At 69.6% G+C, this 17,262-nt stretch carries 12 protein-coding genes; 3 read left to right on the top strand and 9 right to left on the bottom strand.

Features of this window, described 5'->3' with window-relative positions; genetic code table 11:
* Positions 1 to 232 precede the first annotated feature (232 nt).
* Positions 233 to 772, top strand: coding sequence for a DUF7109 family protein (locus NL114_RS09405; protein ID WP_254824534.1), 540 nt, complete (start codon positions 233 to 235; stop codon positions 770 to 772).
* A gap of 11 nt (positions 773 to 783) precedes the next feature.
* Here the strand turns inward: NL114_RS09405 and NL114_RS09400 are convergent, their stop codons facing one another.
* The 3 genes from NL114_RS09400 to NL114_RS09390 form a co-directional block, all read right to left on the bottom strand.
* On the bottom strand, positions 784 to 1,263 hold the full coding sequence (locus NL114_RS09400) for an archaellin/type IV pilin N-terminal domain-containing protein (RefSeq protein WP_254824533.1): 480 nt from the start codon (positions 1,261 to 1,263) through the stop codon (positions 784 to 786).
* Positions 1,264 to 1,422: 159 nt separating this feature from the next.
* Positions 1,423 to 2,964 carry a class I adenylate-forming enzyme family protein gene (locus NL114_RS09395; protein ID WP_254824532.1) on the bottom strand — a complete coding sequence of 514 codons (1,542 nt, stop codon included), beginning with the start codon at positions 2,962 to 2,964 and terminating at the stop codon, positions 1,423 to 1,425.
* A 120-nt stretch (positions 2,965 to 3,084) separates the two neighbouring features.
* The gene (locus NL114_RS09390) at positions 3,085 to 3,861 is read right to left on the bottom strand and encodes an IclR family transcriptional regulator (RefSeq protein WP_254824531.1); all 777 of its coding nucleotides are present in this window, start codon (positions 3,859 to 3,861) and stop codon (positions 3,085 to 3,087) included.
* 213 nt (positions 3,862 to 4,074) lie between these two features.
* Between NL114_RS09390 and NL114_RS09385 the strand changes: the two genes are divergently transcribed.
* Together NL114_RS09385 and NL114_RS09380 are read left to right on the top strand one after the other, a co-directional pair.
* The gene (locus NL114_RS09385; protein ID WP_254824530.1) at positions 4,075 to 5,508 is read left to right on the top strand and encodes a hypothetical protein; all 1,434 of its coding nucleotides are present in this window, start codon (positions 4,075 to 4,077) and stop codon (positions 5,506 to 5,508) included.
* On the top strand, positions 5,505 to 7,319 hold the full coding sequence (locus NL114_RS09380) for a GMC family oxidoreductase N-terminal domain-containing protein (RefSeq protein WP_254824529.1): 1,815 nt from the start codon (positions 5,505 to 5,507) through the stop codon (positions 7,317 to 7,319). Before NL114_RS09385 ends, NL114_RS09380 begins: the two co-directional genes overlap by 4 nt.
* Positions 7,320 to 7,562: 243 nt before the next feature.
* On the opposite strand, the gene NL114_RS09375 is transcribed toward NL114_RS09380, so the two are convergent.
* From NL114_RS09375 to NL114_RS09350, 6 genes are all read right to left on the bottom strand, one after another.
* Complete coding sequence (locus NL114_RS09375; protein ID WP_254824528.1) at positions 7,563 to 8,372, bottom strand: TrmB family transcriptional regulator; 810 nt, start codon at positions 8,370 to 8,372, stop codon at positions 7,563 to 7,565.
* Positions 8,369 to 10,828 (bottom strand): efflux RND transporter permease subunit, encoded by a 2,460-nt coding sequence (locus NL114_RS09370; RefSeq protein WP_254824527.1) that lies wholly within the window; start codon positions 10,826 to 10,828, stop codon positions 8,369 to 8,371. Before NL114_RS09370 ends, NL114_RS09375 begins: the two co-directional genes overlap by 4 nt.
* Before the next feature lie 3 nt (positions 10,829 to 10,831).
* Entirely contained in the window at positions 10,832 to 12,760 is a 1,929-nt protein-coding gene (locus tag NL114_RS09365; RefSeq protein WP_254824526.1) for a COG1361 S-layer family protein, read from the bottom strand.
* A gap of 361 nt (positions 12,761 to 13,121) precedes the next feature.
* A complete protein-coding gene (locus NL114_RS09360) occupies positions 13,122 to 15,386 on the bottom strand; it encodes a COG1361 S-layer family protein (RefSeq protein ID WP_254824525.1) in 2,265 nt (754 codons plus the stop codon).
* Between the two features lie 73 nt (positions 15,387 to 15,459).
* Positions 15,460 to 16,245 (bottom strand): ABC transporter permease, encoded by a 786-nt coding sequence (locus tag NL114_RS09355; protein WP_254824524.1) that lies wholly within the window; start codon positions 16,243 to 16,245, stop codon positions 15,460 to 15,462.
* Positions 16,245 to 17,240, bottom strand: a complete 996-nt coding sequence (locus NL114_RS09350) for an ABC transporter ATP-binding protein (RefSeq protein WP_254824523.1) — start codon at positions 17,238 to 17,240, stop codon at positions 16,245 to 16,247. Before NL114_RS09350 ends, NL114_RS09355 begins: the two co-directional genes overlap by 1 nt.
* Positions 17,241 to 17,262 lie beyond the last annotated feature (22 nt).

Raw genomic sequence — 17,262 nt, 5'->3', positions numbered from 1 at the left:
AGACTAACCAATCGCTATTAAATAGCGATGCCAAACCTAAACATAGAAGTGAGCGAGGAAGAGTACGAACGACTGAGCGAAGTGAAAGACGCACACGGCCTCACGTGGCGAGGACTCGTCATTCAGGGCGCGAAGGCGTTGGACACCGAGGGCCCGCTGTAGAACGAGGGGTGGCCTGTACGAATGCGATTCCCCCCCGCCGTGAACGGCAGGGCTTCCTCGCTACAGCAAGATGAGCGACCACAGCGACGACGATGGTGAGGACGCGGGCGAGGACGACCCCGAACGGCTCTCGCTCTCGCTGGACGAGGTCGCGGGCATCGCCGACCTGTTCGGCGGGCTCACGCGGGCGGAGCTGGCCGAGGCCCTGGAGGAGCTCGCCTTCAGGCGCGGGGTCGAGCCGCCGCCCGAGGACCGCATCGACCAGGTGGTCCGCGCGTACTCGCTGGTGGAGTACCCGCGCGGGGACGGCGAGAGCGACGACGGGGACGCGGTCGACCCCCTTCTCGTCCCCGGCCCGTCGGCGTTCCCGACGCTTCCGGACGGCACCGCCGACCTCCCCCACATCCTCGATATCGAGTCACGGAGCGTCGACCGCGACGAGCTGGGCCGCGCCGTCGAGGAGCGGTTCCGTGGCGACGTGGCCCGCGCGGTCGCTGACGAGGACGAGGTGCTGGTCGGACGGCTGCTGGACGTGAGCTACGACCTGGAGACGTGGGGGCCGGTCGAACTCGGAGACCTGCGCGAGCGGCTGGACGCGGTCAGGGAGTAGCCGCGCGGCGTTCAGGGCGTGTACTCGTACTTGAGGACGACGGTGCTGTCACCGGTGGTCGAGGATTTCCAGATGATGCGGATGGTTTCACCACTGTCATCCGGATCGATAGTGATGGACTCGCTGGCAGTCCACTCGTCATCACCGCCGCCGGTGACACCCTGAGCGTCCCAATCGACGTTGAACTTGTCCGACTTCGAACCGACCACCGACAACTCGCTGACCTCGGCACTGTTCCCACTCGTGTGTTCGATTACCAGAGCGTCCGGACTCTCCACCGTCGTGTCGAAGCTGATCTGCGGGCCGACGTTCTGCTCCCCGGCCTGGATGATATCGAGTCCGAACACGTACTGTCCGACCAGCGCGCCCAGTATGACGACGATCGCGACCGTCAGGATGGCGCCGATGACCTCGGACTGCCCCCGACCCCCACTCCGGCCGTCGTCGGCCGCGCTGGACCCGGTTCCGCACCCCACCTGTTCGAATAACATGGTAGTACTCTTACCCCGTTTGAAGACTTAAAAATTACCACCGTGCCGGGTTTAACGAGCCCATTAAAACGAGTATACCTCGATAGGCCCGGATTATCTCCGCCCGCACCTGAGCTGGAGAACCGTAACACGCGACGGTGATGACTCGGAAAGCCGGGGTTATCTGACCAGTTCACGAAGCCGTCGCCGGTCGACCTTCCCGGTCGCGGTCGTGGGGAGGTCGTCCACGAACTCGACGCGGTCCGGGACCTCGTGGTCGGCGAGTTCGCGCTCGCAGGCACGGACGACCGTCGCGCCGTCGAGGTCGGCCCCCTCGCGCGTCCGGACGACGGCGGTGACGGTCGTCCCGCGGACGTCGTCCCGGCTGTCGACGACGGCCACGGACTCGACGGCCGCCAGCCCGTAGATGACCGACTCGATCTCGCGGGGATGGACATCGCCACAGCCCGTCGTGAACATGTCCGCGAGCCGGTCGACGACGTGGAGGAAGCCGTCCTCGTCGACCCAGCCGATGTCACCCGAGCGGAGCCAGCGTCGGTGGCTCCCGGTGCCGCCGTCGCCGACCGTGGCCGTGTCGGGGCCGGTGTCGTCACTCGTGGCCGTCGCGTCGGCGGGTCGCCGGACGAACCGGTCGGCGGTGAGCTGGTCGCGGGTGTAGCGAGGCGTCACGGTGTCACCGGCCCACAGCAGTTCGCCGCGCTCGCCCTGCTCCACGACCGCGCCCGTGTCCGGGTCCTCGATGCGGAGGTCGACGACCTCGTGAGCGGGCTGGCCGACGCTCCCCGGTTTCTGGCCGGCCTCCTCGGGACGGGTGAACGCCGCCAGTGGCGTGGTTTCGGTCAGGCCGTACCCCTGCAACAGGGCACAGTCCAGCGCGTCCTCGACCTCGTCGATACGCTCGGCGGGCATCGGCGACCCGCCGACGCCGACCGTCTCCAGACTCGACAGGTCGTACGCGTCGGTGTCGGCCTCCAGCAGGTCCAGCACCATCGTCGGGATGAGGAAGGTGTAGGTCACCTCGTACTGCTCGATGGCGGTGAGCGCGGTCTCGGGGTCCCACTCCGGCAGGAGGTGGTTGGTCGCCTCCAGTTCGAGGAACGGCGTCGTGGTGATGTTGAGCCCGGTGACGTGGAAGCACGGACAGGCGGTCAGCGCGACGTCCTCGCGGCTCCACTCCTTGTAGTGGACGAGCGCCCAGGCGTTGGCAGAAAGGTTGCCGTGCGTGTGGAACACGCCCTTCGGGGCGCCCGTGGTGCCGCTGGTGTAGAGCAGTTCGGCCTCGTCGTCGGTCTTCCGGGGGACCGTCTCGTGGGCCGGCTCCCCGCGGTCGCGGAGGTCGGCGTAGGTGTAGACCGGGCGGGTGCCGCCGACGGTCGCGTCGTCGCCGGCGGTGACGACGAGCTCGGCATCGGCGTCCGACAGGACGTACTCGGCCTGTCGCTCGTCGAAGCGCTGGTTGAGCGGGACCGACAGCGCGCCCCGCTTGAGGATACCGAGGTGGGTGGCCACGAAGGCGACCCCGTTCGGCGCCGCGACGGCCACCCGGTTACCGGGCTCGACACCGAGCGAGTCGAGCGCACTCGCGACCCGGTCGCTGGCACGCGACAGGTCACGGAACGTCAGGGACGTGCCCGGGTCCGCTACTGCCCGCCTGTCGGGGGCGTTCCGGGCCGCGCGGTCGACGCGGTTGGCGAAGTTCATGCGATACTGGTTCCACCCACGAGGTAAAGACGATTTTCCCAGATCCGTGCGCGCCCGCACGGCCGATTCGGCGCGAATCTGTCCGGTATCGCCGGACGGCCGGTGCAGGACCGGGGGTCGTCAGTCCCCGCCGAAGATGATGTTCGCCTCGATGGTCCGGGCGGCCCCCCGCACGGGTTCGGCCAGCTCCGTGGCCGGGTCGGCGGGCATCCGGTCGACGGAGCCGTAGACGGCGACGGCGCCGCGGACGCCGCGTTCGGTCACGATGGGGGCTGCGATACCACGCATCCCACGGATGAGCTCCTCGTCGTCGGTCGCGTATCCCTGGCTCCGGACTGCCTCCAGCTCCGTGCGGAGGTCACGCCCGTCGGTCACGGTCCGGTCGGTGACGGGTGGAAGCCCCTCGTCGAGGACCTCGTCGACCCGCTCGTCGGGCAGCTCGGCCAGAATCGCCTTGCCGGGGGCGTTGGAGTGGAGCCGGACCTGCATGGGGTAGGCGCGGGCGGGCTGAGCCGAGCGGCGCTCGCGCTGCCACCGCGTGGCGAACAGGATGGCGCCGCGTCCGTGTTCCACCACGACGAGCTGGACGTGGCGGCCCTCGGCCGTGTTCCGGTCGAGCGACAACACCTCGCCCCGGCCATGAGCGTACAGTTCGTGGTCGTCACGGGCGCGACGGCCGGCGTGGAACAGTCGGGTGCTGGCACGATAGGCCCCGTCCTCGTTGACGGCGTAGCCGACCGCCGCCAGCGTCCGGAGGTGGTCGTACGCGGTGCTCTTCGGGATGTCCAGCGCCTCCGCGACGGCGGTCACGCCGGTCGGTCCCCGTTCGGCCAGCAGTTCGATGACATCGTGGGTGACCTTGACCGCGCCCACCGGGTAGTCGTCGCCGGTGTCCATACCGACCCGTGGACCCCCTACCACTTCAATCTGTCCGGCTATACCGGACAGCTATCCGATTCATTCGAATCAAGAAACACTCATCTAGCGGGTCATGCCGCTCGAATACGGCCGATACCATTCATTCAGACCCCCATTTGAATGAACGCGTATGTCCTGCACCAGCCCTATCCATGGTGTCCCCCAGCGTCGAGCACGGAGCTACCGAGCCACATGGACGACAAAAACACACCGTCAACGACGCGCCGCGGCATGATGAAGGGCATGGGAGGGTTCGCGGCCCTCTCGATGTCCAACACGAAGCTCGAGGACGTCGGGGAGATCCTCCAGCAGGAGGTACCGACCGACCCGCACACGCTGGATACCTACCGCTCTATCGTGGACGCCATCGTCCCACGGACGCCGGGGCTGGCCGACGAGCTCGGGGAGGAACACGTCGCCGGCGGACTGGACGTCGAGCTGGAGAAGTTCATCGTCTACGACTTCAACCACTTCCAGGAGATCCGCCTGGAGACGCTCCAGACGCCCGCCAAGAACGGAACACTCGAGGCACCGAGTAGCGGTACGTCGGGGCTACCGGGGCGCCTCGACGGGCTGCTGGGCGGGTCCCCGACCGGCTCGGTCTCGGACGTCACCGACTCGGTCTCCGGGCCAGCCGGGCTGCTCGACGAGGAGGACCGGATGCCGCTCGACCTGTTCGAGACCACCCTCGACACGACCGGCTCGGGCACCGACCTGGACGCGGTGCTGGACCTCGTGGACGAGAGCGTACTCTCGGAGCTGACCGACGTAGTCGACCTCGGCGAGCTCGCCGACCTCACGGACTTCGGCGCGCTCGACACGCTCGACATCAGCATCCCGAACGCGCCGGCCGCACCGGACGCGAGCGGCCCGGCCGACGTGGAACTGCTCGTCGAGGCCGGCACCGAGACCGTCCACCGCGTCAAGCAGAACTATCCGTACGCGGAGGTCTTCCCGGTCGTCTTCGACATCGCGGCGGCGGAGTTCCTGCTCCGCCAGCGCAACGAGGACACCCCCTCCCCCAACACGCAGTTCCCTGCGGGCGGAACGTTCACCAAGCTCTCCCGCGAGGACCGCCTGCGCGTCCTCTGGGACATCGTCGACGGGAACGTCATCGACCGACTGGACTCGATACTCTCGCCGATGCTGCCCACGGTCGGCATCCTGAAGTACGTCATCATGGCCTGTAACGGCCTCCACGGCTTCGGCTACTACACGGAATGGTCCGCCTACGGCGACACGAAGACGGACCTGCCCCAGGAGCGCGAGCTGGAGCGGCCGGTCGGCGAGGCCCAGAGCCACCAGCAGACGGGCTATCCCGGGCCAGCGGACGGCTACGCGACCGACTGGTTCCACGCGGTCGACGGCGGGTTCGACGACGACCCCTCGGACTACCAGGGCGACCTGGTCGGCGACGACGTCCTCTCGGACGACGAACTCGCCGGCAGGGCCGGCGGACCGCCGGACGACACGCCCGGCAACGGCCCGCCGGACGAGGCGTCGGCGGGGACGGTCGCCGACGACGAGGACGACGAGGAGAGCCCGACGGGTGGCCTGACCGACGGTCTGACCGACGGCGTGACAGACGGAGACGCCACCGAGGGCCTCGGAGGTGACCTGCTATGAGCAACCCCCACGAGGACCCCGACGTCATCATCATCGGCGCGGGCGCGGACGGCCCCGCAGCGGCCTGGGCGCTGGCGGACAAGCACGGCCTGGACGTGCTGATGATCGAGGCCGGCCCGTTCCACGGGAACACGAAGTGGCCCACCCCCCACGCCGACGAGGGGGGCACCATCAGCAACGACCCGGACGACCTCGACGGGAAACTGCTCGACTCGCAGTACACCCACCTCGAGAACGGTGCGAACGACCCGACCGCGGGCTACCTGCGCGTCGGCCCACCGGACCACAGCCGCGCGCCGTGGTTCCGGAACCTGCATCAGAACGCGTTCATCTGGCAGGTCGCGGCCGTCGGCGGCACCACGACCCACTACTTCGGCAACCACCCCCGCGGCTACCCGACCGCGTTCGACGACCAGCCCCACTGGGGCGACATCGACTACGCGGACATGGTGCCGTACTACCAGGAGAACGAGGAGAACACCTCCACCCAGCAGGCCCCGATGACGGGCAAGGAGGAGGTGTTCATCCACGGCGCCAGCGAGGAGAAGGAGGGCGAGTACCCACTCATCGAGACCAAGAACGTCACGGAGACGGGCTGGCGGCCCCAGGCCAACTCCGTCGAGGTGCCCGGGCGCCAGACCACGAACGGCGAGGAACTCGACTCGGACTACACCGGCACGTTCGACTACGAGGACGGCTTCCGTGGGGACACGCTGGCGGCCGACCACTTCCAGGGCTCCTCGACGCCGGTCAACGCGCCGGTTCGTGACAAGGCCCGCAAATCCAGCAACATCGGCTACGTCCCCATCGCGCTGGACACCAACGAGGACTCCGAGAAGGGCAACGTCGCCATCCGTCCCAACACGTTCGTCACCAACATCAATACGGACAGCGGTCCCGCGGGCGACCTGGAGGCGACCGGCGTCGACATCCGCGACACCTGGTCCGGGACGACCGAGACCATCGAGGCCGACACGGTGGTCCTCGCCGCGGGCTGCATCGAGTCACCGCGGCTCTGGCTCAACTCCGGCCTGCCGAACACGAACGGCTGGGTCGGCAAGGGGCTGACCACCCACTGGTTCGACTGGGTCGTCGGCACCTACGACGACGACACCGTCGCGGACATCACCGACGCCGGCCACATGGACCCGTACAAGGGGCAGAACTCCGCGGTTCGGTTCGACAAGCCCGGCGTCGGCGGCCTCGAGGACATCGGCATGTCCCCGGGGCTCGTCTCCTTCGCCGACTACCTGTTCACGGAGGCCGGCTACTCCTTCGAGAACAACGTCGCGGAGGGCGAGCCCTGGGACACCCGGGGCTACGTCGTCGGCAAGGAACTCAAGCGGAAGATGTCGAACTACAAGAACACGAAGGCGCTGCTCGTCCTCACCGACGACCGGCCACGCAAGGAGAACGGGGTCTCCCTGGACGACGCCTTCTCCGACGAGCACGGTCCCGTGCCGAAGGTCCGGTACGAACCCGGGCGCGAGGACGACGAGCGGCGCGACGAGCTGGCACGCATCGCGGCCAACATCCACCGCAACGCCGGGGCCAAGCACGTCCACCGGTCGGAGTGGCCGCCGCTGCTGCTCCACATGCAGTCCTCGATGCGCATCGGCCCGGTGCTGGACCAGGGTGCCGAGGCACACGACGTCCAGCGCCTGTTCGTCGCGGACCACTCCGCGCTCGCCAACGGCGTCGGCGGGCCGAACCCGACGAACTCCGGCCAGGCGCTCGCGCTCCGCACGGCCGACGTCATCGCACAGCGCTACTTCGACTACAACGAGGACCGCGGGTTCCTCGACCGCTGACCGGCACACCCGCGCCTGTCCCATCCCCCATCCGGGCCACCCGGGCCCGTTCTGCGGTAGCGTACCACCGAGAGTCATCCTCGCCGTATCCTTCGCTAAATACGGCTATGCTGCACAGTATTGTATATATTTCCGCACTTGAGAGGCTATAGGAACCTTTGATAAGTTGACAGATACGCCCGGTGTCCGGAGTGTCGCGCCGGGACCGGCACCGAGACGAGCGTAGCGGCCCGAGCCTCGGGGCTACGCCGTGTCGCCCCTGTTGTGGGGCACCGCATCCCCGTCGGCCGGGCCGAGCAGTCCCTGGCGGAGCAGGTCGCCGAAGACGCGGGCGAAGGTGGTGTGCGCGCTCCAGATGGCGACCTCCTCGTCGGCCAGCACGCTCAGCAGGAGCGCGTCCCCGTCGACGAGGACTAGCCGGGCGCCGCGGTCGTTCTCGGGGTCGACGAGCCGCTCCGGCGGCGCGACGGCGACCATCCCCTCGGCCTCGAACGACTCGCGGATGGCCGCCGTCCGTGAGATGACGACGACCTCGCCGCCGTCGGCGTGGAAGTGTCGTAGCACCTCGAACGTCTCGTCCGGGAGGTACGTGGCGTCGTCGGTCGCGACGACGACCCGCTCGTCGGCCTCCTCGGCGAGTGCCGTCATCCGGGTGTCGATGGCATCCGAGCCGGTGATGGTCCAGACGTCCTCCTGGCGCTCCTCGCTGGGCCCGGGCTCCCGGCGGACCCGTTCGAGGTGGTCGAACGCGGCCTCGCGGTCGCGCTCGAACTCCGCGGTGAGTCGCTCGCGGGCCTCCGCGAGTTCGACGGGACGGTACCGTTTCGGCCGGGACTGCTGGACGCTCACCAGCCCCCGCTCCTCGAGTTCGTCGGCCGCACCGTACACCTGCGAGCGGGGGATGTCCGTCTCCTCGTGGATATCGCGTGCGGTACCGGTGCCGAGCCGCTGGAGGGCGACGAACGACCGGGCCTCGTAGTTCGAGAGGCCGAGTCGCTCCAGCGCCACGACCGCGTCCTCGTCGTCGGCGTCGGACCGGGCGTCGTCGCTCATGCGACCGTCACCTCGTGCCAGACGACCATCACCGGCGGGGTGACGAGCACCGCGGTGAGGAACGAGAAGAACACGCTCAGCGCGATGACCAGCCCGAACTGGCCGAGGATCGGGGTGATGGCCAGCACCAGCACCGCCGTTCCCGAGGAGGTGGTGAGCATGCTGCCCAGCAGCGCACCGCCGGTCCCCTGGACGGTGGCATCCAGCGAGCCGTACAGGTCGTCGGTCTCGTCGAACTCCTCGGCGAACCGGTGGACGATGTGGGCGGAGTAGTCGATGCCCACGCCGACGGCGATGGAGAAGATGGTCGCCGTCAGCGCGTTCAGCGGGACGCCGAAGAAGCGCATCGACCCCGCCAGCAGCGCGATGGCGACGAGGATGGGAACCAGATTGGCCAGCCCCAGCGAGGGGCGTCCCTCGATGACGTAGTAGATGAACATCAGGAACAGGGCCGTAGCGACCAGCGCGGCCGCCAGGCCGGTCAGCGACGACAGCAGGATGGTGTCCTGGATCGCCTTGAAGACGACCGTCTGCCCGGTCGCCACGCCGCCCTCGCGGACCCGACCCGCCAGTTCCTCGCCCGCGTCGACCACCGCGGCGTCGCTGTTGCCGGCCTCGACGGTGTAGCGGACCTGCGTGGCGGAGTAGTCCTCCGTGATGAACCGGAGCGCCTGGTCCCGGACCGGCGAGTCCGGCGCGGTCAGGGCGTCGTACACGTCCTCCAGGTTGTCGTCCGGGACACCGTTGTCGTTCAGGTCGTTCCGCTCGACCAGCGCGGCGAACTCGGGGTCCCGAGCGGCGTAGCTGTCGATGACGCCGAGCAGCGACTGGGCGTCGGCGCGCCGGTCCTCCGCGACGATGATGTCGGGCGGGTCCTCGTTCGCGCGGTAGAGTTGCTCCAGACTGTCCTCCTGGCGCAGGTTCCCCCTGACGTAGACGATCACCGTCCCTCCGCCCTCACTGGACTGGAACTCGTCCTCGAGGAAGTTGATGGTCTCCGTGACGGTGTACTCCCCGGGGGCCAGTCCCGCGGGGAGCCCCTCGACGTAGTCGGGCATCTCCTCGGGCGGCAGGAAGTCCTCGTTCGAGAACGAGGTGTCCAGCCCGGTCCCGTAGGCGGCGGCGCCCGAACTCACGACCAGCGTCAGGATCAGGAACAGTTTCGGCGCCCGGCGGGCGACGGTGACGCCGGCCCCGAGCGCGCCGCTCAGGGCCGACCCCTCGCTGCCGATGGGCTGCTGGCCGAACGACGGCAGCCCGACCGACTCCCGGAGTTCGTCGGCGTACAGTTTCGCCGCCGGAAGGAACACCCCGAAGATGAGGAAGGTGAACACGATGCCGACCGCCGAGACGATGCCGAAGTCCCGGATGGGCGGCAGGTCGCTCAGCCCGTTCGCGCTGAACCCCAGCACCGTCGTCCCGGTGACGATGAAGAAGGCGACCAGCAGCTGGTCGGTCGTCGTCCGCATCGACGGCTTCGCCTCACGGCCCTCGACGCGTTCCTCGCGGTAGCGGTTGACCGCGTGGATGCCGAAGTCGATGCCGACCGCCAGCAGCAACACCGGCACCGTGATGAGGATCTGGCCGAACGGGATGTCCGCCCAGCCCATGAAGCCGAACGTCCAGACGATGGCCATCACCAGCGAGATGACCCCGAGCAGCAGATCGACCGGGTCGCGGTAGGCGTAGACGAGGAAGGCTAAGATGAGCAGCGACGCCGCCGGGACGACGATGGCCAGCGAGTCGCCCACCACGCCCGACAGCTCGCCGGAGATGATGCCGCTGCCGAACACCGTGATGTCGCTGCCGACCGCGTCGGCGATGTCGGCCACGTCGCGCTGGATACTCGTCAGCGGGCTGGAGCCGCCCTGACCCGCCGAACTGGACAGTCCCGACGGCACCTCGTGGGTGAGGCTGCCGATGGTCGCGCTCGCCGAGGCCGCGGTCGGGTTGTAGTCCTCGCCGAGCAGCGACCGGAACCCAGGGGTGTCGTCGGCCCGCCGGACGGCGTCGTCTATCTGTCCGGCGGAGGCGTCCTCGATGACGCGCTGCTGGGCCGCCAGCGTCGTCGCCGACGGGTCGATGGTCTGGGCGACGATGGAGGCGGCGCTCCCGGTGCCGACCACGCGGAGGTCCTCGCGGGCCTGTGCGCGCTCCTGCACCGCGAGCATCCGCAGCATCGCGGACCGCGAGAGGACGTTCTCGCTCCGCTGGATGAGCGTGGTACCTCCCGTGTCCGTGGCGAACGTCGTCCCTTCGAACTCCTCGTTGATCTCGTCGAGGGCCTCCTGGGCCTCGTTGCCCTCGATGAACTGGTCAGTGCCGCTCTGCGTCGCCGTCTGCCCCAGTCCGCCGGCCATCACCAGCGTCAGCACCAGGAACGCGCCGATGACGACCCGCGGCCGGTCCACGATGAGCGAGTCCGCCCGTTCGAGCAGTGAGTCGACCGACACCACGGCTCACTGCCTCGTGTAGACGAACCCGGCGCCGGCCAGGGCGAGCAGGCCGACCAGCCCGAGCGGGAGCCCGTACGTCGAGAGGAACCCGCCGCCGCCGGTCGACTCGGTCACCCGGACGGTGGCCTGGTAGGTGTCCGAGAGCTTCGTGTCGCCGTCCGGCTCGTCGTACTGGAAGTCCATCTCCAGCGGGTACGGTCGGGCGCTCGCGCCACTCGCGACGCTCAGGTCGAACTCGATCTCGGTGGTCTCGCCGGGCGCCAGCCGCGGGATGTACGCCTCCTCGGTGTCGGCGCTCAGCGGGTCGTCGACGAACGCCTGGGCGTTGACGTTCCGGAGCACCACGTCCCGGTTGTTGGTGACCGAGACGGTGGCGGTACCGCTCTCGCCGGCCTCGATGGACGTGTTACCGCTTTCGATGACGAACACGTCGCGGCTGGGAGCCACGTCGGCCCGGGCGCTCAGCGGGTCGCTCGTCGCGGCCGTCCCGTCGTCCGTGTCGTAGGCGACCGTCACCGAGAGCTGCCGGGGGCCCTCGGCGGCGCCCGCGGAGACATCGATGGGGAACGCGAAGTCGGCGCTCGCGCCGGACTCCAGGCTCCCGACGGCGTACTCGGTCTCCTGTGGCAGGATCGACTGGCCGCCAGCCTCGAGCCGCAACACCGCGTCGCGGGCGGGGCCGGGCCCCTCGTTGACGACCGTGCCCCGAAGCTCACCCTCCTCGCCGACGCGCAGCGAGTGCTCCACGCCGGTCAGCGAGAACGACTGCTCGGGGGCCACCTCGGCGACCAGGTCCACCGGGTCGGTGCGGTAGGCGTCACCGGCGTCGTTCTCGTAGTCGACGGCGAACGTCAGCCGCCGGGGACCGGGCTCGGCGCTCCCGGTGACCCGGAGCGGGTACTCCACCGTCGTCGAGGCGCCGGGGTCGAGGGTGCCGACGACCCGCTCGGCCTCGACGGGGGCGACCGTCTCGCCGCCCGGCTGGAAGGCGATGGTCGCGTCGTGAAGCGTCGAGGGACCGTCGTTGGTGACCTGCAGCGTCACCGACCCCTCGGTTCCGACGCCGAGGTCGGTCGCATCGGCCCGGATGTCGACCGTCCGCTCGGCACCCGGGCGCAGCCCGAGCCGGAAGGGGCCGTCGGTATCGGGGACCCCGTCGGTCCCCTCGAAGTCGACGGTCGCCTGGAGCGCGTAGTCAGCGCTCGGCGTGTCCGGCGCGACCGTGGCCTCGAACGAGAACGTCCGCGTCTCGCCGGGGGCGAACCCGCCCGCATAGCGGGTCGCGCTGGCGGCGCCGCCGAAGACGACGCTCGAACTCGTCGACTGGAGCGTGACGCTGGCGTCGCGTGCGGTCGACGCGCCGACGTTCTCGACGGTGACGTTCACGTCGCCGGACTGCCCGACGGCCACGTCGCTCTCGACATCGACGACGGCGAACCGCGCGTCGTCGGTGACCCGGACGGTCACGTCGAACTCCTTCTCGGCGTCGTCCTCCTGCTGGGCGCCGCTCTGGGTGACGATCTCGGTGTACTCGTAGTCGACCTCGGCGGTCAGCTCGTACGTCCCGGGCGAGACGTCCTCGGCGGTCACGACCTGGAAGTCGGCCACGCCCAGCCCGCCACTCTGGATGCTCCCGACGGACTGTTGCCCGGTCTTCACGTCGATGCCCTCGACGTTACTCCGGAGTTCGACCGCGACCGCGCGCGCGGTCGTGACCTGTCCGGAGGTGCCGGGCGAGGCGTAGGCGACCTCGCCGCTGTTGGCGATCTGTAGCGTCAGCGAGCCCGGCTGTCCCGGTGTGAGTTCGTTGCTCGGCGCGTAGACCGACAGTGACGGGTTCCCCTTCGCGGGGGTCGCCCCGACACCCATCGCGCCGGCCGGGACCAACAACAGTCCGACAAGCAGGAGCGCGAGTCCGCGACGCCCTCTCATCGCCGTCCCTCCGTCCGCGTGACGGCCGCCAGCCGAAACCGGCCACCGTCACTCGTATATCGAACATTCATTCAGTGCCCGCCGGTAGTCGTCGCGCCGGTAAAACTGTTTGTAATTCTCTACTAACAGTCCCCCGTCCCGTAGAATGGCCGTTCACGTCGAGATAGCCCCGAGACCAGCGATTGCCACCAGCAGGGTCCGCGGCTGGCCAGGGGCCGACCTACCGCGACACCCCGATGACCCCCTCGGCGGAGAGTCAGCCCCACCCCGCTCACCCGACCGGGCCCGCTACGGGCCGGCTGTCTCAGCCAGCCGGTCGTCAGGGGAGTGGAGGCGGCCACCGGGACGGTGGCGAGTGGCCTCATCGCCTCCGGAACCACCAGTAGCCGGTGCTCGCGGCGACGGCGAGACCCAGTAGCACGGCCGCGATGGTCGACGGGGTGTCGACCGGCCCGGCCGGCTCGGATGCGACGACCACCGGCAGCTGGTGCCTGTCGACCGTCGCACGGCGGTCGTCCGCGGATTCGCTGGAGACGTTCAGCGCCACGGCGTGACTGCTCGGAACGGCGTCCTCGTCGACGGAGAGTTCGAACGCCACCTCGGCGGTCTCGCCGGCCGGGAGCCGCGCGACGTACGCCGACGGCGCGACGCTCGTGAACGGGGGGACGGGCGCGATCTGCAGGCGTACGTCCTCGCGAGCGGTATCGCCGGTGTTCGTCACGCGGACGACGAGCGCCCCGGAGCTGTCCGGCGCGAACGTCGCGTTCACCGGTTCGACCTGCAACGGCTCGCGGTCCGGCGCGACCGAGCGCCGGAAGGTCAGCGCGTCGCCCGTCCGGCGTGTGCCGTCGCTGGTCCCGTACTCGACGGTGAGCGCGAACGGCCGGCTGCCGGCCGTCGCGGTCGAAGCCACGTCGGTCTCCAGTTCGAAGCCGGCCGACTCACCCGGCCCGAGGTCGCCGAGGCTCACTGGACCACCGGGGAGCGAGATACCCGTTGCGCGGGAGTCGACGACGACCACGGCGTCCCGGGCAGTCCGGTTGCCCTCGTTGACGACCGTCCCGCGGACGGTGCCGCGCTCCCCGACGTAGAGGTCGCCGCCGAGGTCGGTGAGGCCGAACTCGGGGGGCTCGGCCAGTCGTACCCCGACGGGGACCGAACGGGTGGTGACCTGCCCCCCATCGACCGTGTACGCGACACCCGTCGTGAGCGTGTACGTTCCGCCTGTCGTCGCCTCGCCCGCGGTGAGGTCGTAGGTGAGGGTGCGGGTCTCGCCCGGGTCCCACCGACCCACGAACCGCTCGGCACTCGGCCCGCCGTCGACCGCGAGCTCGGTCGCCGTGGTGGCGAGCGAGACGGACGCGTCCGAGACCGCGCGGCCGGCGTCGTTGCGGAGCGTCAGCGAGACGGTCCCCGAGCCAGGGGCCGTCGCGTCGGTGCTGACCGACTGGACCGTGAAGCCCGACTGCGCGGGCACCGTGACCGGGACGGTCGTCGGCCGGCTGGTGAGAGCCGCCCCCTCGGAATCGGTGTACGTCACCGTGGCGGCGAGCGGGTAGCTCCCGGCGGTCGTCTCCGACCCGGCGGTGAGGTCGTAGGTGAGAGAGCGGGTCTCATCCGGACCCCACCGACCCACGAACCGGCTGGCCGATTCCCCACCGCCGACCGCGAGGTCACCGACCGAGGAGAGCCGGACGGTGGCGTCGCGGAGCGTCCGGTCACCGCCGTTCCGAAGCGTCACCGTAACGGGGCTGGACCCCCCCACGACGACGCTACTCCGGACATCGGCGACCGAGAGCAGACCGCCTGCCGACGGCGTGATGCCGACGGAGAGTGGCTGCTGGGAGACGGTCGCGCCGGTCGCGTCGCGGTAGCTGGGGGCCAGTTCCAGGCTGTACGACTGTCCGCGCGCGCCAGTCGCGGCCGTGACGGTGTAGTTCAGCCGCCGCGTCTCACCGGGCGCCCAGCGGGCATCGTACCGGGTGGCAGTGCCGGCCGTGCCCGGCGAGAGTGCCGGGTCGGACGAGGAGAGGGTGAACTGCGCGTCGTGGGCGGTCGCACTCCCGACGTTCTCCAGCAGGACGCTGACCCGACCGGTCTCGCCGGGGGCGACCGCCGACTCGACATCGCGAACGCGGAACCGCGCGGCCTCCTCGACCCGGACCCGGAGCGTCCGGGTCACCGTCTCCGTCCGTCGGTCCGCCGCCCCGCTATCGGAGATGGAGGCGGTGTACGCGTACCGGAGTTCCACGGGAACGTCGTAGACACCGGGGGCCGCCGACTCGCGGATGGAGACCTCGAACGGGAGGGTGGCGCTCCCCCCGTCGGGGAGGCTGCCGAGCAATCGTGTGCCGGTCTCGACGCTGACGGGGCCGCTATCCTCGAGGGTGACCGCGACGGCACGCGCCGTGGTCACCTCCGCGTTCAGCGCCGGATTCGACCGCGAGGCGAACTTCAGGTCCGCTCCGTTCGCGACGGTCACGGAGAGGGTCGTCTCCTCGCCCGCGTGGACGGTGTCGTCGGCGAGGCCGACGCGGAGCCGGGGTTCGCCCTGAACGAATGCCAGCGCAGTGCCGGGCAGCACGAGGAGGACGACGAGCGCGACCGCGAGCCAGCGGCGGGTCATCGGCGCCTCCGTCGGGTCGTCGGGTGGCCGGCGGTGCGTCGTGGCCGATTCGGTGTCTGGTGGGTTGTGTGCATCAGATATCCCTCTCCTGGAACCGCAGCAGTGCGAGCACGACCAGCAGGGCGGCCGCCTCACAGAGGACGAACGCGCCGAGCAGGTCGTAGCTCGAGTCGACCAGTACCGCGGTCGGGTCGTAGTAGCGCGAGGGGCTGAACGCCCCCAGCGCGCCGAAATCGGTGTCGGTGACGAGCGACTCCAGCATGAACAGGCCGAACACGACGGCGATGGCGCCGCGCTGGGCCGTCGACGACTGGCTGAACACGACCGAGAACAGCAGGCCGACGGCCGCGGCCACCAGCAGGTACGGCAACGAGAGGAGGTGGACCATCAGGACGTCTACCAGCGGGATAGGCTCGTCGACGAGGATGGCCCCGACGTAGACGACGGTGGCCACGACGGCGTTGACGAGTACCATCGCGGGCACCAGTCCGGCGAACTTCTCCAGCAGGAGCCGTGGCCGCGAGATGGGCGTCGACAGCAGCAGGTCGAGCCGCTCGGTCTCGATGTCGCCAGCCACGACCCCACCGCCGAGGTAGGCGAAGTACAGCCCCAGCAGAATGACGAAGCCGAACTGGTACAGTTCGGCCGCGAGGAACCCGGCCAGCGAGCCCATCCCCTCCAGCCCGAAGGCCGTCTGGAGCGATTCAGGATACGCGTCGACGAACTGGGCGAAGTCGACCTCCTCGAGGATGGAGGGCCCGATGGCGAGGAACAGGCCGGCGAACGCCGAGAGGCCCACGGCGATGGCCAGCGTGCCGAGGAGCCGTCGTTCGGCCTCGTAGCGGGCCACCTCGAACATCAGTCGCTCCCCCCGGAGTCGCTCCCGGCCCCGGGCTCGGCGTCGGCAGCCGCCCCTGGCCCGGGTCCGTCGCTGTCCGGCGCGTCGCCGTAGAACCGCAGGAACACGTCCTCCAGCGGCGCCTCCTCGATGTCGATGCCGAGTATCTCGAACCCGGTCAGGTGCGCGACGAGCGCGTCGTAGTCGCCCGTGTAGGTGAACGACGCCGTCGTCGAGTCGCTGCTATGCCCGACGAGCCCCTCGTCAGCGCCGGCACCGATGGTCAGGTCGTGGACGCCGTCGATGGCGAACGCCTCCGGAGGGGCCTCGCCGCGAACGCGGACCCGGACGACCTTCCCGCCACGGGAGAGCAGTTCCTCGACCGTCTCGAGTTCGACGAGTTGCCCCTCGCGGATGATTCCCACCCGGTCACAGACCTTCTGCACCTCGCTGAGAACGTGCGAGGAGAGGAACATCGTCTTGCCGGCGGCCACCTCGCTCCGGACGAACTCGTGGAACCGCTCCTGCTTGAGCGGGTCCAGCCCCGAAGTCGGCTCGTCCATCAGGACGAGCGACGGGTCGTGCATGAACGCCATGACGATGGCGAGCATCTGCTTGTTGCCCCGCGAGTACTCCCCGACCTTCCGGTCGAGTGGGGGCGTGAACAGCTCCAGCAGTTCCTCGCTCCGCGTATCCCCGCGCAGTGCTCCGTAGTGGTCGAGGAGCCGACGCCCGGTGACGCCGTCGTCGAGGCCGGGCTCGCTGGGGAGATAGCCGACCTGTTCCATGGCCGTCACGAGCGCACGGTCGTCGGTGATGTCGTGCCCGAGCAGTTCCGCACTCCCCGCGGTCGGCGAGAGGAACCCCAGCAGCGTCCGGATGAACGTCGTCTTCCCGGCGCCGTTCGGGCCGAGGAACCCGAATATCTCGCCCTCGTGGACATCGAAGGTGAGGTCCTCGATGCCACGGACGTCACCGTAGTACTTCGTCAGTTCCTCGCTTCGAATCGCGACCATATCGGTCTCCCCCTGTCGATGT

This window comes from Haloglomus halophilum, assembly GCF_024298885.1.
Taxonomy (GTDB): Archaea; Halobacteriota; Halobacteria; order Halobacteriales; family Haloarculaceae; genus Haloglomus; species Haloglomus halophilum.
Note: the sequence above shows the minus strand (reverse complement) of the source record. Positions and strands in the feature narration are given on the sequence as shown.